We start from the raw sequence: 16,834 nt of genomic DNA on the forward strand, positions 1-16,834 counted from the left end.
CGACGCCCCGCGTGCTGTCTGCATCGGTCTCACCCTGGTGGCGGTTCCACCTTCATGCTACGCGACGGCGGCGCAGCCGCAAACCGCGCACGGTGCATTCACCCCGATCCGGCGCAGAATGCGCGGATGAATGCGCCGCTCCCCCTCGCAGCCGCCGACACGCGCCGCCAGCCCACCGTGGCGCTGGCACTGGGCTCGGGCGGCGCCAAGGGCCTGGCGCACATCGGCGTGATCGAGGAGCTGGAGGCGCAGGGTTACCGCATCACCGCGATCGCCGGCAGCTCGATGGGCGCGCTGATCGGCGGCATCCACGCGACGGGCAAGCTGGACGTCTACCGCGACTGGGTCAGCGCGCTGGCGAAGTTCGACGTGCTGCGGATGGTGGACTGGACCTTCTCCGGCGGCGGCTTGATCAAGGGCGAGAAGATCATCGGCACGCTGCGCGGGCTGATCGGCGACGCGCTGATCGAGGAGCTGCCGCTGGCGTTCACCGCGGTGGCGGTGGACCTCGACCGCGAGCGCGAGGTGTGGCTGTCGCGCGGCCCGCTGTTCGATGCAATCCGTGCCTCGATCGCGATCCCCACCGTGTTCCGCCCGCATCACATCGACGGTCGCCGGCTGGTGGACGGCGCCCTGCTCAACCCGGTGCCGGTGACGCCGCTGATCCGCGAACCGGCGGACTACCTGATCGCGGTGAGCGTGGACGGCGCGGCCACCGAACCCTCGCCGCCCCCGCCGGCCGGCGAGGAAACCGCCGACGCGCCCGGCTACCGCCAGCGCATCGGTGCCTTCATCGGTCGGCTGATGCCGCACGGCGGCAACGGCGACGCGACGCGCGAGCCCGGCGCGCTCGAGCTGCTCACCCAGGCGATGGACCTGATGCAGGCGAACCTGGCGCGGCTGCGCCTCGCCGCCTACGAGCCGGATCTCCTGATCCAGCTGCCGCGCAACATGGCCAGCCCCTACGAGTTCTACCGCGCCCGCGAGCTGATCGAGCTGGGCCGGCTGGCCGCGCGCGAGGCGCTGGCGCACTGGCCGCGCGGCGCCACGCCGCTGACGTGACCCGGCGCGGATGGCCCGTAGGAGCGCACCCTGTGCGCGAATGCTTCTGCTTCGATCAACGCCAGAGCTTTCGCGCACAGGGTGCGCTCCTACCCGTAGCGGTAGCCATGCGCGTCAGCGCGGCCCGTGCGTGCGCAGCCAGTTTTCCAGGTAGGCCTTCATCACCACCGCGTTGTTGTGCTCCTCGTCGCGGGCGCCGTAGAGCAGGGTGACGGGATGTTTCGCGGCGCGCTCGGCGAGCGGGTGCCAGTGCTCGGTGCGCTTGTCCAGCTCGCCCGCGTAGCGCTGGCGGAAGCCTTCCCACTTCGCCGGATCGTGGTCGAACCACTGGCGCAGCGCGGTGGACGGCGCCAGCTCCTTGGCCCACAAATCCAGCGGCACGTCTTCCTTCTTCAGTCCGCGCGGCCACAGGCGGTCGATCAGCACACGATAGCCGTCGGACTTCGCCGGCGGCTCGTAGACGCGTTTCACGGCAATGCTCATCACGCAACTCCCTGCAGGGGAATGCGTTCCAGCATACGCCCGCGCCGTCGCGCAGGCGTGACCCAGATCAGAGCTCCTCGACGCGGGTCACCTTGCCCCGGCGCATCAGCCAGGCCACGCCGCGCAGGTCGGCGAGGCCCACCCACAGGCGGTCCAGCATGCCGTACTTGGAGACACCGGCGGTGCGCGGGCGGTGACCCACCGGCACGCTGGTGCTCTGGAAGCCGGCGCGCTTCACCAGCGCGGGCAGGTAACGGTGCATGTGGTCGAAGTAGGGCAGGCGCAGGAACACCTCGCGGTCGAACAGCTTGAGCCCGCAGCCGGTGTCGGGGGTGGCGTCCTTGAGCATGCGCGAGCGCACCGCGTTCGCGATCTTCGAGGAGATGCGCTTGTTGAAACTGTCGCGCCGCGTGGTGCGCCAGCCGGCGAACAGCTTCACCTCGGCCGCGGCGCCGTCGCGGGCGGCGAGCAGCTTCGGGATGTCGGCGGGATCGTTCTGGCCGTCGCCGTCCAGCGTGGCGATCCACGTGCCGCGCGCCGCGCGCACGCCATTCCACACCGCCGTGCTCTGGCCGCTGCGGGTGACGTGGTGCAGCACGCGCAGCTCGGGGTGCTGCGCCTTCTGCGCATCGAGCACGGCGCGGCTGTCGTCGCTGGAATCGTCGTCGACGTAGACCACCTCGTAGTCGACCCGGCCGCGCAGCGCGGCGGCGATCTCGGCGAGCAGCGGCGGGATGTTGTCGCGCTCGTTGAACACGGGGACGACGACGGACAGTTGCGGCATGGGGCGGGCCTTCGGCGGAAACGGGCGCCGCGGACGCGCGGCGGCAGCGCAGTTTAATGCCTCGCGGCACGGGTCGCCGGATGGCAATGCTCCGAGCATCTTGCGAGCTCCAAAAATTGTCATTCCGGCGCAGGCCGGAGGAGCTTCACAACAGCGAAGCTGGTCATCCAGTGACGGTGCGGCCTGAGCTGGCCTTGCCGCTACTGGATCCCGGCCTGCGCCGGGATGACGACTGGCGAGTCCGGGGCAGTGCCCGGAACGGGGGCGCAAACCCGCTGTAATGAAATCCGCCCCCGCCGGGTCATCTACCGCAGCCGGAATCCTCCGGCATCCACGGGAGACACCCATGCAAGCCCAGACCATCCTCAGCTCCGCCCTGCTCAGCCTGCTCGCCGCCGGCGCGCTGGGCGCCGCCAGCACCGCCCACGCCGCCGACAAGATGGCCGCGCAGGCCACCCAGAAGTGCTACGGCGTCAACGCCGCGATGAAGAACGACTGCCAGTCGCCGGGTCATTCCTGCGCCGGCCAGGACAGCAAGGCACGCGATCCGCAGGCCTTCGTGGCGGTGCCGGCCGGCTTGTGCGGCAAGATCGATGGCGGTTCGCTGCAGGCCCATGCCGCCATGTCGCACGACGACATGATGAAGAAGAGCTGATAGCCGTGTTCCCGTCACGCCCCGTGCGTGCGCAGCCGATCCCGACGCAGGTCGGGATCGGGCTGCGGCCGGCGCACGTCGCTCACGTGCTGGAACATCGCCCCGCCGTGCCGTTCTTCGAACTGCACAGCGAAAACCTTTTCTGCGCCGGCGGCGCGCTGTGGGATGCGTTCGACGCCGTGCGCCGCGACTACCCGGTGAGCCTGCACGGCGTGGGCCTGTCGCTGGGTTCGGCCGATCCGCTGGACCCCGCGCACCTCGCCGCGCTGCGTGAACTGATGCGTCGCGCCGAGCCCGCGCTGGTGTCCGAGCACGTGTGCTGGGGCGCGATCGGCGGCCGCCACTACAACGACCTGCTGCCGCTGCCATACACCGACGAGGCGCTGGACCTGATGGTGGCGCGCGTGGCGCAGCTGCAGGACGCGCTGGGCCGCCGCGTGCTGGTGGAGAACGTCTCCAGCTACATCCACTACACCCATTCGACGATGCCCGAGTGGGAATTCCTCGCCACGCTCGCCGAGCGCAGTGGCTGCGGCCTGCTGCTCGACGTCAACAACGTCTACGTCAACAGCGTGAACCACGGCTACGACGCGCACGCCTTCATCGCCGGCATCCCCGCCGCCGCGGTGGGCGAGCTGCACCTGGCCGGCTTCACGCGCAAGCAAGGCTTGGGCGGGCCGCTGCTGATCGACTCGCACGACCGCCGCGTCGATCCCGCCGTGTGGGCGCTGTACGACTACACGCTGGCGCGCCTCGGCGCGCAGCCCACCTTGATCGAATGGGACCAGGACCTGCCCGACTTCGCCGTGCTGGAGGACGAGGCGCGGCTCGCCACGGCCTGCCTCGACCAGCACCGCCCCGATGAGCGAGGCCTCGATGAACACCATCCCGACGAGCACGCCCATGCCGGTCTCGCCGCCCTCGCTGGCTGAGCTGCAGCGCGCGTTCGCCGGCGCCATCGTCGACGGCGCCGCGCCCGCACTGGAGCCGTGGATCGCCGCACGCGGCATCGCGCCCTCCGCACGCCTGCGCATCTACCGCAATGCGAACCTCGCGATCCACGTCGACGCCCTGGCCACCAGCTACCCCGCGCTGCAGCGCCTGCTCGGCGACGACTGCTTCGACGGCCTCGCCACCCGCCACGCCGCGTACCGCGGCAGCCGCAGCGGCAACCTGCAGGACTATGGCGCCGATTTCGCCGACTACCTCGCCGCGCAGCCGGAAACCGCGGCATGGCCGTGGCTGGGCGACGTGGCGAGGCTGGAATGGTTGCGCCAGGAAGTCGCGCTGGCCGCGGACGAGGCGCCCGCCGATGCCGCGGCGCTGATCGCCGCGCTCGCCGATGTGGACCACGCGCTGCGCCTGCGGCCCTGCATGCGCGTGCTGTCCTCCGCCTGGGCGGTGCTCGACCTGTGGCGTTACGCGCAGTCGTCGCAAGCCGGCGATCTCGATCCCGCCATCCCGCAATCCGTGTTGCTGTGGCGCGAGGACGGCCAGGTGGCGATGCGCGCGATCGCTCCCGCGCAAGCCGCGTTCGTGCGCGCGCTGCAGCACGAGGCATCGCCAGCCCTGGCGCTCGCGGCCGCGCAGCTCATCGATGCACAGGTCGCACCCGAGACCCTGCTGCTTCCCCTGCTCGAACACGCGCTGCTCGCCGCGTGATCCATCACTTCACCTCGGAGGAATCGTCCACATGAACGCTACCCTCGCCATCGCCCGCTGGTCGCGCCTCACCGCACAACTCGCCGTGCTCACCCCGCTCGCCCTGCTGCTGTTCCGCGTGTTCGTGGCGCTCGCGTTCTGGCGCGCCGGCGTCGTGAAGTGGGCCGACCCCAGCGGCACCGCCTACCTGTTCGACAACGAATACCACGTGCCCCTGCTCGCGCCCGCGCTGGCCGCCGCGCTCGCCACCTGGACCGAACTGGTGCTGCCGTGGTTCCTCGCGTTGGGCCTCGGCACCCGCGTCGTCGCCGCCGTGCTGTTCGTCTACAACATCGTCGCCGTGGTCTCGTACCCCGACCTGTGGCCGCACGGCTTCTGGACCGGCCTGATCGGCGGCGACTTCAACGACCACAAGGCCTGGGGGCTGATGCTGCTGGCCTTGGTGGCGCTGGGGGCGGGAAGAGTATCGGTGGATGGGGTGGTGAAGCGGGTATTTCGGCGTAATGCCACATCGGCCCCACAGGCTGCGGGACGATAAAGCAGCTCACCAGATAGAATCACGCCATCAGCCGGATGGTGGATATCACGAAAATGATGGGCGTCTGCGCTCTTTGCCACAAGCACGGTGATTTGCAGAATAGCCATCTGATCCCGGCATGGTCCTATCGCAGGATTTGCGAGGTTGATGCTTCAAATCCAAAGGCACCAATACATATTTCTGGCGGAACCGCAGCCCTTACCAACAGACAGACCACAAAGCACCTCCTTTGTGCTCGCTGCGAAAAGCTCTTCTCCAAGAGCGAGGATCATTTGGCAAGGCTTACAAAGCCAGATAACGACCAGATCATGCTTTTCAAGCATGTCACGCGACTCGATACGCCGAGGAAAGTATTGGCGCTCCTGAATCGCGTTGAAGACGGCGATCACCTAGCGTATTTCGCAGCCAGTGTAGTGTGGCGTGCAAGCGTGATGACTAGCAGCTGCAGGCTAGGACCCTATGAGTCAACATTTCGGCAATACCTTCTTGGTGAGGCACAGTTCCCTCGCGAGGCTTCAATATCCGTCGCACTATTAGAGAAGTCGCCTACTGTTGATGCCAGAGGCTGGGTTTCAGAACCATCTTCCAGCAGGGTGAATATAGGCTGGTTGCATGGATTTCTGCTTGCCGGCCTTGCGTTTCGGTGTTTTGTTGGAAAAACGATTCCTATGGAATGGCAAAAGGTTTCATTGGCGGGTGCCAATTTGAAGAAGTACGTGTCGATCCTCAAGCCCGAAGAGTGCGCTGATTTCCTAGCAGCAGCTGAACTGGCCGGGACCGCCGAGCCGCGAGGGAAGTTTGCGAAGACTTATCCCTCAAGTCTTGAATGACTGCTTTGAGTCAACAACGAGCGCCCCCACGTGCTCGTATCACGCTTCCCGGTCGTCAGCAAAATTCAGCTCAGGCAATCGGCGAGCCAGGGCCTCGCGGTTGACGCGGTCCTGTATGCGAAGAAACGCCATCACCCTCAAGGCGCCAACCGCCCCGGCTCCTCATCCACCGCGCCGCTTCCCGCCGTTTGCACCCCACCCACCCCATCAATCGCCACCCGCCACCCCCGCGCCACCGCATCGAAGTGCGGCGCGCCGCTGCGGTCGGTGAGCATCACCAAGGTGCCGTGAGCGAGTGGCACGATGCGGCCGTGCCAGCCGTCGCGGTGGAAGTCGCGGGCTTGCGCTACCTGCTTGTGCGGCAGGTAAAGCACGGCCACCGGGGTGCCGTCGATGCGGCTGACCAGGTGCACGGTCTTGTACGGGCCGACCGGGCAGTCGTGCACGTAGGTGACGTCGGCGGGCGCGGGGCCGCGCAGGCTGACGCCGCGCACGGCGAAGCCGGCGGCGATGGCGGCTTCGCTGATGGGTTGGTTCAGGTCGAGCGAGTGGATTTCGCCGGGCATGTGCGCCACCGCCAGCGCGGGCAGCGAGCGTGCATCGAGCTGGCGCCAGCCGTAGCCGCCGACGCCCAGCGCGAGCAGCAGCGAGGCGGCCAGCGCGAAGGCCACGTGGCGGCGGCGCACCTGCTGCTGCCGGCGCTCGTCGGTGGCCTGGGCCAGCAGCACGCGGTCGGCGAGGCCGGCCGGCACGGGCACCTCCAGCGCTGCCAGCAGTTCGCGCTCGAACACCTGGGCGCGTTCCCACGCGGCGGTGCAGGCGGCGCAGCTGTCGCGGTGGGCGAGCAGCTCGGGATCGCGCGACTGCGGCTCGGCCGCTAGCCGGCGGCGGAATTCAAGGCAGTCCATGCTGCACCTCCGGGCGGCGGCCCTGCAGGATGGATTTCAGCTTCTGCCGCGCGCGAAACAATTGCGTCATCACCGCGCCGGGTTGCTGGTCCAGTTCGGCGGCGATCTCCTCGCAGCTCATGCCGCCCAGCACCTGCAGCAGCAGCGGTTCGCGGTATTTGTGCGGCAGTCTCGACATGGCTTCACGCAGTTCGGCGGCGTCGCCGTGGCGCTCGGGGCTGGCCCAGGCGGCGTCCTCGGCGAGATTGTCGTCCAGCTCGACAGTGTCCAGCGGCTTGCGCTCGTGCAGGCGCGCGTGCTCGCGGCGCAGGATGGTGAGCAGCCAGGGCTTGGCGGACTCGGCCTCGCGCAGCGCGTCGAGGCTTTTCCACGCGCGCAGCAGGGTTTCCTGCACCAAGTCCTGGGCCAGCGCGTCCTGCCCGCACAGCCAGTAGGCGTAGCGGTACAGGTCGCCGGCGTGCGCGCGGGTCAGCGCCTCGAATTGTCGCTGTCGGGGGTTCACGACTAGAGAGACCGGCCCGAGGCGTTTCATCTTTCAAGCCATCGTCAGCGGATCTTGCCGAGGATGCCTTCGAGCTCGTCGTTGCTGTGGTAGTGGATCACCAGCTTGCCGCGGCCGCCGCGGGCGGCGGCGAGTTCGACGCGGGTGGCGAAGCGCTCGGCCAGCTCGCGTTCCAGCGCGGCGATGTTGGGGTCGCGCGGCGGCGTGCCCTTGGCCTTGCCCTTCGGCGCGGCCTGCGCGCGGCGCGCGGCGTCTTCCAGATCGCGCACCGACCAGCCCAGGGTCACCGCCTGGCGGGCCAGCGGCACGGCGAGGGTTTCGTCCAGCGTAAGCAGGCAGCGCGCGTGGCCCATCTCCAGCTTGCCGTCGTCGAGCAGCCGCTTGATCGGTTCGGGCATCTCGGTGAGGCGCAGCAGGTTGGACACGGAGGCGCGCGAACGGCCCACCGCGTCGGCGGCCTGCTGGTGGGTGAGGTCGAAGTCCCCGATCAGGCGCTTGATCGCGTCGGCCTCTTCCAGCGGGGTGAGGTCCTGGCGCTGGATGTTCTCGATCAGCGCCATCGCGGGCACCGCGACTTCCGGCACGTCCTTCACCAGCGCGGGAATCTCGCTCATCTGCGCGCGCTGGGCGGCGCGCCAGCGGCGCTCGCCGGCGATCAGCTCGTACTGGTGCTTGCCGATCGCGCGCACCACCACCGGCTGGATCAGGCCCTGCGCCTTGATCGAGGCGGCCAGCTCGTCCAGCGCTTCGTCGTTCCAGTGGCGGCGCGGCTGGTACTTGCCGGGCTGGATCTGCTGGATCGGCAGCATGCGCAACTCGCCCTCCTGCTCCAGCACCGGCGTGGCGGCGCCTTCGCCGCCGAGCAGCGCATCCAGCCCGCGACCCAGTCCTCGTTTCTTTGCAGCAGCCATTCCTCAGCCTCAATCCTGGTGGTTGGCGGCGGGTGCCTTGAGCACCACGCCATGCGCGCCCGCGGGGGACGGCTCGATCATGTCGGTTGAATCGTCGGCCTCGTGCGACTCCACCGCCACCGGCGGCAGGCCGCGTTCGCGGCGGATGATCTCGCCGGCGAGGCCGATGTAGGCGATCGCGCCGCGCGAGCTGCGGTCGTACAGGTGGATGGGCTGGCCGTGGCTGGGCGCCTCGGCGAGGCGCACGTTGCGCGGGATGATCGAGCGCAGCACCTTGTCGCCGAAATGCTGGGTGAGCTGGGCCGAGACCTCGTTGCCGAGGTTGTTGCGCACGTCGTACATGGTGCGCAGCAGGCCTTCGATCTCCAGCTTCGGGTTCAGCCGCTGGCGCACCGCCTTGACCGTCTCCAGCAGGCTGGAAAGGCCTTCCAGCGCGAAGTATTCGCACTGCACCGGGATCAGCACGCCGTCGGCGGCGGTGAGCGCGTTGAGCGTGAGCAGGTTCAGCGAGGGCGGGCAGTCGACCAGGATGGTGTCGTAACGGCCGGCCACCGTGGCCAGTTGCTCCTTCAGCCGGTGCTCGCGCGCCAGCGTGTCCATCAGCTTCAGTTCGGCGGCGGTGAGATCGCCGTTGCCGGGCAGCAGGTCGTAATGGGCGTCGGTGGCGACCACCGCATCGGCCACCGTGGCTTCCTCCAGCAGCACCGCGCAGCCGTTCGGCCGCGCCGCGTGCTTGTCCACGCCGGAGGCCATGGTGGCGTTGCCCTGCGGGTCCAGATCGACGAGCAGCACGCGGCGCTTCGCCGCGGCCAGCGCCGCCGCGAGGTTCACTGCCGTGGTGGTCTTGCCGACGCCGCCCTTCTGGTTGGCGACAGCGAGGATGCGTGCCATGTCGTCGTTTCGTGTCGCGAAAGGAGACGTAGATTAGCAGGCCCGGCAGGACGGGTTCAGTCGCCGGTGCGGCCCAGCACCACCAGGCTGCGTTCGGCGTCCAGCCCCGGCACCGCCAGCGCGTGGATGCCGCGCACCGCGAAACCGGACGGCACGCCGGGCAATTCCTCGTCCGGCGCCTTGCCCTTCATCGCCAGCCAGACGCCGCCCGGCGCCAGCAGATGGCCGCCCCAGCCCAGCATGTCGGCGAGGCTGGCGAAGGCGCGCGCGGTGATGCAGTCGAACGTGCCTTCCACGTCCTCCACCCGCGACTGCACGGCGCGCACGCCGTCGAGTTGCAACGCGCGGATCGCCTCGCGCAGGAAGCGCACCTTCTTGCCGTTGGAGTCCACCAGCAGGATCTGCCGGCCCGGCGCGGCGATCGCCAGCGGGATGCCGGGCAGGCCGGGGCCGGTGCCGAGATCGGCGAGCGTCTCGCCCTGCACGTAGGGCAGGATCGCCAGCGAGTCGAGCAGGTGGCGGGTCACCATCTCGGCGGGATCGCGGATCGCGGTGAGGTTGTAGGCGGCGTTCCAGCGTTCCAGCAGGGCCTGGTAATCCAGCAGGCGCTCCGCCGCGCCCACGGGCAGGGTGAGGCCGAGCGCGGCGACGCCTTGTTCCAGGCGGGCTTGCAGGGCGGCGCGGGCGGTCATGCGGAATCCTGTGGAGCGATGGAAGGGCCGGCCAGTATCCGGTAATCCATCCTTGCGATCATCCATGATCGCGAAGATCAAACGGGCAGCCATCCTTGGTCACACTGCTCAACAAGATTTGCGTATAGCAAGCGCACGCGGGGAGCGGCCACGGATGGTTGCGCTCTGGGAAGCGAGGAAGTCGAAGCGCCCGGCGGCGATATCACCCTTCGACTTCCTCGCTTCCCAGAGCGTGGCCATCCGTGGCCACTCCCCGCGTAGGCCCTGCGGGCCTACGCTCAGGGCGAACGGTGGGGTATGGCTGAGCTTTGTCGCTAGTCAGGCGGCCACAAGCTCAAAGAAAACCCGCCGGGTGGCGGGTTCAAGGCTTGCTTCATTCCCCTGTCGCGCGGCGCTCTCGGGCGCTCTGCGCGGAGCCGTGGTGGATCAGGCGAAGTCCAGTTCCACCCGGGTCACCATCACGCCGCGCGAGCGCAGCGTGCCGTTGAGGCTCTGCTTGAGCTGCTGGCCCAGCGCGCGCCGATCGTCGGCGTTCGCCTCGGCCTCGCCGTGCAGTGCTTCCAGCGCGCCGCGGCGGATCAGCTGGTCGGCCTGCTCGATCACCGCGTCGGCACGCTCGGGCTCCAGCACCTGCCAGTACACCGTGCCGCGTACGTCGCGCGCGTCGGCCAGCGGCTCCTCGAAGCGCAGCACGCGACCACCGAGATCGATGCGATGACCGACTCGGTCCAGCAGCGGCAGCACCACGTGGGTGCCCGGCTGCAACAGGCGCACCGGCTTGCCGTGGCGGTAGAGGCTGTAGACCTGCCCGTCGGGCACATGCTTCACCGCGATCGCGGCAAGCGCGAGCAGGCTGAGGGCGGCGGCGAGGATCAGTGCGAACATGGCTAGAAAAATCAGTGGGTTATCTATCGTTTGTTGTGGTTCGACAGCAACTTGAGGATACAGCCACATGAACATGCGAAGATTAATCTTTATTTAACGCCGGTCCTGCGTGGCTTGCAAGCACCGCCGTCTGAATCTGTGTCGGCATCGACCGACTCGCCTGAAGTCAAGCATCAGCCGTACCAGCCGCACCGGCAGGAAGCGCACACGGCCGTGCAGCGCGCGCTTCCGGGCAGGCGGTCACGCCGGGTATGTCGACCGGTTTGCTTTTCGCCCTACCGCGCCCATCCGCGCGGGCGGTACGCCGGCGGCAGGGCCAAACCCCGACCTGCGCGGCCGGGGCAGCTGTGGACGCGGCGCGTCAGTGTTTGTGAAAAATTCCACATCCTGTGGAATTTTCCAGTCGCGAGTCCGGCTCATGTGTGCATGCCATCCATGGCATGCCCCCTTCGGGCCAGCCTGCGGCTGTCCAAATCCGCTCCAGACGTATTTGTCCGTACTCGCTCCCGCGAATCAGGCACATGGGTGCCTGACCCGCGACCGGCCATCCGTGGCCGGACTGAGAGTCTGTTTGTTTCACAGACCCTCAGAACTTGCCGGCGCGGAAGTCGGCAATCGCCTCGTGGATCTGCTCGGGCGTGTTCATCACGAACGGCCCGTAGCGAGTGACCTGCTCGTTCAACGGCTTGCCGGCGACCAGCAGCACGCGTGCCGGCGCTGCGCGGCCGGCGATGCGCACGCTGTCGCCCTCGGACAACACGGCCAGCTCGCTGCGTGCGAGTTTCTCGCCGGCCACCTCGGCGTCCGTGCCGTCGAACACGTAGGCGAAGGCGTGGTGGCCTTCGGGCAGCGGAATCTCCACCTGCGCGCCCGGCTCCACCGCGATGTCCAGGTACACCGGCGCGGTGACGATGCCGGCCACCGGGCCGGTGGCACCGGCCAGCTCGCCGGCGATCACCTTCACCGTGACGCCGGCGGCCGGCTGCACGGTGGGAATGCGTTCGGGGCCGATGTCCTGGTAGCGCGGCGCGGTCATCTTGTCGCTGGCCGGCAGGTTCACCCACAGCTGGAAGCCCCACATCAGGCCGTTCTCCTGCTGCGGCATCTCCGAGTGCAGGATGCCGCGGCCGGCGGTCATCCACTGCACGCTGCCGGGCACGAGGTCGCCGCGGTTGCCGTGGTTGTCGCCGTGCTGCATGTGGCCGGCGAGCATGTAGGTCACGGTCTCGAAGCCGCGGTGCGGATGCTCGGGGAAGCCGGCGATGTAGTCGTCGGCGCTGTCGGAACGGAACTCGTCCAGCAGCAGGAACGGATCGAGCATGTCCAGCGCGGGCTGGCCGATGACGCGCTTCAGCTTCACGCCCGCGCCGTCGGAGGTGTCGGTGCCGCGGATGCGGCGGAGGATGCGGCGTTCGCTCATGGCGGTGCTCCGGTGAGGTGATGCCGCCAAGATGATCGCGCGCGGGGCGTTATCCAAGCGCCACGGCGGGAACGGATCGTTTCCCTGCACGTGTGAAGCCTGGCGTCAGAGCGCAAGGCGAAACCGCTGCTGGATGTCCGGGACGCGCATTCCTGCGTGGCCCACGAGGCCGCCGCGTGCGCAGCGGCCTCAGTGCACCCAGTGCCCGCTGCGGTGGCGCGGCGGGGTGCCGTCGTGGTCGGTGTCGGGCGCGGTGTGCCGCTGCACCATCGCCTCCACTTCGGCCTCGGTGGCGGGCTTGGCCTGCCAGTACTGGCCGACCGCGTCGAGCACGGCGGGCACCTGCGACAGGCACTCGTCGTATTCGTCGTCGCTGAGCTTCTCGAACTCGGCGTCGGCGCTGAGCACACCGTCGTCCACCGCCAGCGCCATCACCGGGCCGAGCAGTTCCATCAACTGCGGATCGTCGGCGAGCCGGCCTTCCCACAGCGCGGCGCGCAGGTCGATGCCGCGGCTGAAGCCCTCGCACCAGCCGGCGGCGGAGAGCTGCGGGCCGGTCTCGGTATCGATCTCGCCGAGAATGGGCTCGTAGGCGTCCACGTCGAGTTCTGCGCTGATCGAGTCGTTGAGCTTGGCCAGCAGTTCCAGCACGCGGTTGCCCTCGCGCTCGTTCGCGAAGGGTTCGTGCAGCACCTCGGGCAGCCATTCGTCCGGCAGCACCTGCAGCGGACCGACCGCGAGCGCGCTGAGCAGGCCGTGCACGCCGTCCAGCAGCAGGCGGTCGTCGCCCTCGCGGACGTGGGCGCGCAGGTAGCGGTCCAGTTCGTCGAGCTCGTCGTCGGTGAGCGAGCTGGGCCAATCGGTCTTGCTTGTAGTCATCGGGTATCCAGTTGCAGCGTCACCGGCGTGTGGTCGGAGGGGCGTTCCCAACGTCGCGGTTCGCGGTCGATCGCCGCGCCGACGGCGGCGGATTTCAGGGCCTCGCCGACGAGGATCAGGTCGATGCGCAAGCCCATGTTGCGCCGGAACGCACCCTGTCGGTAGTCCCACCAGCTGTAGTGGCCACCGTCCGATTCGAACAGCCGGAAGCTGTCGTGCATGCCGAGGTCGGTGATCGCCTTGAGCGCGGCGCGCTCGGGCGGCGAGCACAGGATGTCCTCGCCCCAGGCGGCCGGATCGTGCACGTCGCGCGCGTCGGGCGCGATGTTGAAGTCGCCCAGCACCACCAGGTTCGGATGGCGCGCGATCTCGCCGGCGAGGAACTCGCGTACGCGTTCCAGCCAATGCAACTTGTAGGCGTATTTCTCGTCGCCCACCGCCTTGCCGTTGACCACGTAGAGGTCGACGATGCGCAGCCCGCCGACTCCGGCGGCGAGGATGCGCCGCTGCGGATCCTCCAGCCCGGGGATGTCGGTGACCACGTCGGCGAACTCGCCCAGCCCCTCGCGGGCGAGGATCGCCACGCCGTTGTAGGTCTTCTGCCCCGAATACACGCTGCGGTAGCCGGCCGCGGCAAGCTCCGCGGCGGGGAACTTCGCGTCCTCCAGCTTGGTTTCCTGCAGCGCCACGATGTCCGGGCTGGCGTCCGCCAGCCACTGCGTCAGCTGCGGCAGGCGCACCTTCAGCGAGTTCACGTTCCAGGAGGCGATCTTCATGCGGATATTGTACGGGATGCCCGTGAACCGGCCTGGGTACGGGCTGCCGCCAGCTGAATCGCCGGCGACCGCGGCCGACGCCGCGACGCGTTTCCGTGTAAGCTCGTCCGGGCAAGGGCCGGGGAGGACCCGGATTTCCTGCTACATCCTGCGCTCGGTTGCACCCGCTCCCGGCCGCAAAATCATTCATGTTTCAAGGGTATGTGTCATGTCGGAACGTCAAAGCGGTACGGTCAAGTGGTTCAACGATGCCAAGGGCTTCGGCTTCATCACGCCGGAAAGCGGTGAAGACCTGTTCGTGCATTTCCGCGCGATCCAGGGCAACGGCTTCAAGTCGCTGCAGGAAGGCGAGCGTGTCACCTTCGTGGTCACCAAGGGCCCGAAGGGCCTGCAGGCCGAGGAAGTGCAGAAGGCCTGAGCCTGCTGCCTCCTGCTGCAAGAAAAAGCCCGCCGCATGGCGGGCTTTTTCTTGGTTTTTGCGATCGTCCCTGATCGCGAACGTCGAACGAGTGGCCATCCGTGGCCGCCCCCGCTTCGTTTCAGTCCCGTCGTTTCAGTCCAGCAAGCCGTGGCTGCGCAGCAGCGCTTCCGGCTCGGGCTTGCGGCCGCGGAAGGCGACGAAGCTTTCCAGCGCGGGGCGGCTGCCGCCCACCGCGAGCACCTCGTGGCGAAAGCGCGCGCCGGTGGCGGGGTCGATCACGCTGCCGGTTTCCTTCGCCGCATCCTCGAATGCGCCGAACGCGTCGGTGCTGAGCAGCTCGGCCCACAGGTAGCTGTAGTAGCCGGCCGCGTAGCCGCCCGCGAAGATGTGGCTGAACGCGTGCGGGAAGCGCTGCCACGCCGGCGGATGCAGCACCGCGACCTGCTTGCGCACCTCTTCCAGCACGGCCAGCGCGCGTGCCCCGGCGGCGGGGTCGTAACCCAGATGCAGGCTGAAGTCGAACAGCGCGAATTCCAGCTGGCGCACCAGGAACAGGCCGGCGTGGAAATGCCGCGCGGCCAGCATGCGCTGGAACAGTTCCTCGGGCAGCGGCTCGCCGGTCTGCCAGTGCCGCGCGAACAGGTCCAGCGCCTCGCGGTTCCAGCCGAAGTTCTCCATGAACTGGCTGGGCAGCTCCACCGCGTCCCACTCCACTCCGTCGATGCCGCCGATCGAGGGCAGGGCGATTTCGGTGAGCAGGTGGTGCAGGCCGTGGCCGAATTCGTGGAACAGGGTGAGCACGTCGTCGTGGGTGAGCAGCGCCGGGCGACCCTCGGTGGGCGGCGCGAAGTTGCAGGTGAGGAAGGCCACCGGCAGCTGCTTCGCGGCACCGTCGTCGAAGCGGGCGCGGCACACGTCCATCCATGCGCCGCCGCGCTTGCCGGTGCGCGCGTAGAGATCGACGTAGGCGCCGGCGAACACGCGGCCGTCGCCGTCCTGCACGTCGTAATAGCGCACCTCGGGATGCCAGACGTCGACGCCTTCGCGCGGGGCGAGGCGGATGCCGTAGAGCTTGTGCACGATCGCCCACAGGCCATCGATGACCGCGGGCAGCGGGAAGTAGGGCTTGAGCTGTTCCTCGTCGAGCGTGTAGTTCCGCTGGCGCAGCTTCTCAGACGCGTAGCCCACGTCCCAGGGCTCGAGGTTGGCCAGCTCCAGCTCGTCGCGCGCGAACGCGCGCAGCGACGCCAGCTCGCGCTGCGCCACCGGCTTCGCGCGCGCGGCGAGGTCGTGCAGGAACTCCATCACCTCGGTGGGCGTGCCGGCCATCTTGGTGGCCAGCGATTCCTCCGCCGCGTTGGCGTAGCCGAGCAGCCGCGCGGCCTCGTGGCGCAGCGCCATGATGCGTTCGATGCGCGCGCTGTTGTCGTACTTGCCCGCGTGCGGGCCCTGCTCGGAGGCGCGGGTCTGGTAGGCCCAGTACATGCGCTCGCGCAGGCCGCGGTTGTCGGCGTAGGTGAGCACGGCCTGCACGCTGGGCTGCTTCAGCGTGACCAGGAAACCGTCCAGCTCCTGCTCCTTCGCGTACTGGCGCAGCACCGCCAGGCCGGACTCGGGCACGCCGGCGAGGTCGCGCTCGTCGGTGACGTGCTCGTGCCAGGCATCGGTGGCGTCCAGCACCGCGTTGGAGAACTCGGTGGAGAGTTTCGACAGCTCCACGCCGATCTCGCGGAAGCGGCTGCGCGCGGGTTCCTCCAGCGCGACGCCGGACAGCCTGAAGTCGCGCAGCGCGTGTTCCACCAGCGCGCGCTCGGGCCGGCCCAGCGCGGCATGGCCCGGCGCGTCGGCCACCGCCTGCACGGCGGCGTACAGCGCACGGTTCTGGCCTTGCTCGAGGCCGTAGTCGGTGAGCTGCTCCTCGGCCGGGGCGTAGGCCTCGCGCAGCGCGGGGTTGTCGGCCACCGAATGCAGGTGCGACACCGGCGCCCAGGCGCGGGCCAGGCGCTGCTCCAGCCGTTCCTGCGCCAGCATCACGTGGGCGAAGTCGCGCGGCGCGCCGGCCGCGGTGAGCGCGTCGATCGCGGCGCGGTCGTCGGCGAGGATGGCGTCTATCGCCGGCGCGATGTGCTCGGGGCGGATGCGCGAAAACGCGGGCAGCGCGTCGTCGGCCAGCAGCGGGTTGTCGTGATTCATGGAAGCTCCTTTCGAACCGGAAGCGTGGCGAGCGCCCTCGGCGAAATCAAGCGTGGCCGTGTGACGGGGTCGGCTGTCATGCTGAAGAGCCTGTTCAGTGCTTCCGCATAGCCCGCGTTGCCTTGCCGTGGCCGTCAGGTGGTGGCGTGTGGCGCAGCGCCTGCCTGGCTGGCAGGTCAAGCCACGCGCTGCCGCATGGCGGCCACGGCAAGGCAACCCAAAGGGCCGGATCTGTTTGCCCGCATCCCTGCGTCATCACTCAGTCGTGGACGGACGTCCACTCCCTCGTTCTTCCTTGGTCTGCGCGCAAACAGCTTCCGGCGCGAGCCATGCGGAAGCATT

Annotated in this window: 19 protein-coding genes; 7 read left to right on the forward strand and 12 right to left on the reverse strand. The window is 68.8% G+C overall.

What is annotated here, in order from left to right:
• The first annotated feature begins 126 nt into the window (after nucleotides 1-126).
• The gene (locus AB7878_RS08785; protein ID WP_369493997.1) at nucleotides 127-1,062 is read left to right on the forward strand and encodes a patatin-like phospholipase family protein; all 936 of its coding nucleotides are present in this window, start codon (nucleotides 127-129) and stop codon (nucleotides 1,060-1,062) included.
• A 114-nt stretch (nucleotides 1,063-1,176) separates the two neighbouring features.
• Here AB7878_RS08785 and AB7878_RS08790 read toward each other — a convergent pair whose 3' ends face one another.
• Nucleotides 1,177-1,545 carry a DUF488 domain-containing protein gene (locus AB7878_RS08790; protein WP_369493998.1) on the reverse strand — a complete coding sequence of 123 codons (369 nt, stop codon included), beginning with the start codon at nucleotides 1,543-1,545 and terminating at the stop codon, nucleotides 1,177-1,179.
• Nucleotides 1,546-1,612: 67 nt separating this feature from the next.
• Complete coding sequence (locus AB7878_RS08795; protein ID WP_369493999.1) at nucleotides 1,613-2,329, reverse strand: glycosyltransferase; 717 nt, start codon at nucleotides 2,327-2,329, stop codon at nucleotides 1,613-1,615.
• A gap of 346 nt (nucleotides 2,330-2,675) precedes the next feature.
• On the opposite strand from AB7878_RS08795, the gene bufA1 reads away from it, so the two are divergent.
• The 5 genes from bufA1 to AB7878_RS08820 are packed head-to-tail and all read left to right on the forward strand — an operon-like array spanning nucleotide 2,676 to nucleotide 6,014.
• A complete protein-coding gene (gene bufA1, locus AB7878_RS08800) occupies nucleotides 2,676-2,984 on the forward strand; it encodes a BufA1 family periplasmic bufferin-type metallophore (RefSeq protein ID WP_369494000.1) in 309 nt (102 codons plus the stop codon).
• Nucleotides 2,985-2,989: 5 nt separating this feature from the next.
• Nucleotides 2,990-3,916, forward strand: coding sequence for an MNIO family bufferin maturase (gene bufB, locus AB7878_RS08805; RefSeq protein ID WP_369494001.1), 927 nt, complete (start codon nucleotides 2,990-2,992; stop codon nucleotides 3,914-3,916).
• Nucleotides 3,861-4,646 carry an HvfC/BufC family peptide modification chaperone gene (locus tag AB7878_RS08810; protein WP_369494002.1) on the forward strand — a complete coding sequence of 262 codons (786 nt, stop codon included), beginning with the start codon at nucleotides 3,861-3,863 and terminating at the stop codon, nucleotides 4,644-4,646. The genes bufB and AB7878_RS08810 overlap by 56 nt, the downstream gene beginning before the upstream one ends.
• Nucleotides 4,647-4,677: 31 nt before the next feature.
• Nucleotides 4,678-5,184, forward strand: coding sequence for a DoxX family protein (locus tag AB7878_RS08815; protein WP_369494003.1), 507 nt, complete (start codon nucleotides 4,678-4,680; stop codon nucleotides 5,182-5,184).
• 35 nt (nucleotides 5,185-5,219) lie between these two features.
• On the forward strand, nucleotides 5,220-6,014 hold the full coding sequence (locus tag AB7878_RS08820; protein ID WP_369494004.1) for a hypothetical protein: 795 nt from the start codon (nucleotides 5,220-5,222) through the stop codon (nucleotides 6,012-6,014).
• 137 nt (nucleotides 6,015-6,151) lie between these two features.
• Here AB7878_RS08820 and AB7878_RS08825 read toward each other — a convergent pair whose 3' ends face one another.
• The 9 genes from AB7878_RS08825 to xth all read right to left on the reverse strand — a co-directional run bounded on the left by AB7878_RS08825 (nucleotide 6,152) and on the right by xth (nucleotide 13,878).
• Nucleotides 6,152-6,922: a DUF3379 family protein gene (locus AB7878_RS08825; RefSeq protein ID WP_369494005.1), complete on the reverse strand. Its 771-nt coding sequence runs from the start codon at nucleotides 6,920-6,922 to the stop codon at nucleotides 6,152-6,154.
• On the reverse strand, nucleotides 6,909-7,424 hold the full coding sequence (locus AB7878_RS08830) for a sigma-70 family RNA polymerase sigma factor (RefSeq protein WP_369494006.1): 516 nt from the start codon (nucleotides 7,422-7,424) through the stop codon (nucleotides 6,909-6,911). The genes AB7878_RS08825 and AB7878_RS08830 overlap by 14 nt, the downstream gene beginning before the upstream one ends.
• Nucleotides 7,425-7,468: 44 nt before the next feature.
• Nucleotides 7,469-8,335 carry a ParB/RepB/Spo0J family partition protein gene (locus AB7878_RS08835; RefSeq protein WP_369494007.1) on the reverse strand — a complete coding sequence of 289 codons (867 nt, stop codon included), beginning with the start codon at nucleotides 8,333-8,335 and terminating at the stop codon, nucleotides 7,469-7,471.
• A 9-nt stretch (nucleotides 8,336-8,344) separates the two neighbouring features.
• A complete protein-coding gene (locus tag AB7878_RS08840; protein ID WP_077480502.1) occupies nucleotides 8,345-9,226 on the reverse strand; it encodes a ParA family protein in 882 nt (293 codons plus the stop codon).
• Between the two features lie 56 nt (nucleotides 9,227-9,282).
• Entirely contained in the window at nucleotides 9,283-9,918 is a 636-nt protein-coding gene (gene rsmG / locus AB7878_RS08845; RefSeq protein ID WP_369494008.1) for a 16S rRNA (guanine(527)-N(7))-methyltransferase RsmG, read from the reverse strand.
• A 426-nt stretch (nucleotides 9,919-10,344) separates the two neighbouring features.
• Entirely contained in the window at nucleotides 10,345-10,803 is a 459-nt protein-coding gene (locus AB7878_RS08850; RefSeq protein WP_369494009.1) for an SPFH domain-containing protein, read from the reverse strand.
• 586 nt (nucleotides 10,804-11,389) lie between these two features.
• The gene (locus tag AB7878_RS08855; protein ID WP_369494010.1) at nucleotides 11,390-12,223 is read right to left on the reverse strand and encodes a pirin family protein; all 834 of its coding nucleotides are present in this window, start codon (nucleotides 12,221-12,223) and stop codon (nucleotides 11,390-11,392) included.
• Between the two features lie 189 nt (nucleotides 12,224-12,412).
• Nucleotides 12,413-13,102 carry a YecA/YgfB family protein gene (locus tag AB7878_RS08860; protein ID WP_369494011.1) on the reverse strand — a complete coding sequence of 230 codons (690 nt, stop codon included), beginning with the start codon at nucleotides 13,100-13,102 and terminating at the stop codon, nucleotides 12,413-12,415.
• Nucleotides 13,099-13,878 carry an exodeoxyribonuclease III gene (gene xth, locus AB7878_RS08865; RefSeq protein ID WP_369494012.1) on the reverse strand — a complete coding sequence of 260 codons (780 nt, stop codon included), beginning with the start codon at nucleotides 13,876-13,878 and terminating at the stop codon, nucleotides 13,099-13,101. The genes AB7878_RS08860 and xth overlap by 4 nt, the downstream gene beginning before the upstream one ends.
• A 208-nt stretch (nucleotides 13,879-14,086) precedes the next feature.
• On the opposite strand from xth, the gene AB7878_RS08870 reads away from it, so the two are divergent.
• Nucleotides 14,087-14,296, forward strand: a complete 210-nt coding sequence (locus tag AB7878_RS08870) for a cold-shock protein (protein WP_077480516.1) — start codon at nucleotides 14,087-14,089, stop codon at nucleotides 14,294-14,296.
• Nucleotides 14,297-14,431: 135 nt separating this feature from the next.
• On the opposite strand, the gene AB7878_RS08875 is transcribed toward AB7878_RS08870, so the two are convergent.
• Entirely contained in the window at nucleotides 14,432-16,492 is a 2,061-nt protein-coding gene (locus AB7878_RS08875) for a M3 family metallopeptidase (protein ID WP_369494013.1), read from the reverse strand.
• Nucleotides 16,493-16,834: the final 342 nt, after the last annotated feature.

The sequence above is a fragment of the Rhodanobacter humi genome (genome assembly GCF_041107455.1).
GTDB lineage: Bacteria > Pseudomonadota > Gammaproteobacteria > Xanthomonadales > Rhodanobacteraceae > Rhodanobacter_A.

Coding starts and splice junctions, on each gene's coding strand:
- AB7878_RS08810 (WP_369494002.1), top strand. CDS start 3,861: ATGAACACCATCCCGACGAGCACGCCCATGCCGGTCTCGCCGCCCTCG.
- AB7878_RS08835 (WP_369494007.1), bottom strand. CDS start 8,335: ATGGCTGCTGCAAAGAAACGAGGACTGGGTCGCGGGCTGGATGCGCTG.
- AB7878_RS08825 (WP_369494005.1), bottom strand. CDS start 6,922: ATGGACTGCCTTGAATTCCGCCGCCGGCTAGCGGCCGAGCCGCAGTCG.
- AB7878_RS08815 (WP_369494003.1), top strand. CDS start 4,678: ATGAACGCTACCCTCGCCATCGCCCGCTGGTCGCGCCTCACCGCACAA.
- AB7878_RS08875 (WP_369494013.1), bottom strand. CDS start 16,492: ATGAATCACGACAACCCGCTGCTGGCCGACGACGCGCTGCCCGCGTTT.
- xth (WP_369494012.1), bottom strand. CDS start 13,878: ATGAAGATCGCCTCCTGGAACGTGAACTCGCTGAAGGTGCGCCTGCCG.
- rsmG (WP_369494008.1), bottom strand. CDS start 9,918: ATGACCGCCCGCGCCGCCCTGCAAGCCCGCCTGGAACAAGGCGTCGCC.
- AB7878_RS08860 (WP_369494011.1), bottom strand. CDS start 13,102: ATGACTACAAGCAAGACCGATTGGCCCAGCTCGCTCACCGACGACGAG.
- AB7878_RS08850 (WP_369494009.1), bottom strand. CDS start 10,803: ATGTTCGCACTGATCCTCGCCGCCGCCCTCAGCCTGCTCGCGCTTGCC.
- AB7878_RS08785 (WP_369493997.1), top strand. CDS start 127: ATGAATGCGCCGCTCCCCCTCGCAGCCGCCGACACGCGCCGCCAGCCC.
- AB7878_RS08855 (WP_369494010.1), bottom strand. CDS start 12,223: ATGAGCGAACGCCGCATCCTCCGCCGCATCCGCGGCACCGACACCTCC.
- AB7878_RS08820 (WP_369494004.1), top strand. CDS start 5,220: ATGGTGGATATCACGAAAATGATGGGCGTCTGCGCTCTTTGCCACAAG.
- AB7878_RS08840 (WP_077480502.1), bottom strand. CDS start 9,226: ATGGCACGCATCCTCGCTGTCGCCAACCAGAAGGGCGGCGTCGGCAAG.
- AB7878_RS08795 (WP_369493999.1), bottom strand. CDS start 2,329: ATGCCGCAACTGTCCGTCGTCGTCCCCGTGTTCAACGAGCGCGACAAC.
- AB7878_RS08870 (WP_077480516.1), top strand. CDS start 14,087: ATGTCGGAACGTCAAAGCGGTACGGTCAAGTGGTTCAACGATGCCAAG.
- bufA1 (WP_369494000.1), top strand. CDS start 2,676: ATGCAAGCCCAGACCATCCTCAGCTCCGCCCTGCTCAGCCTGCTCGCC.
- AB7878_RS08790 (WP_369493998.1), bottom strand. CDS start 1,545: ATGAGCATTGCCGTGAAACGCGTCTACGAGCCGCCGGCGAAGTCCGAC.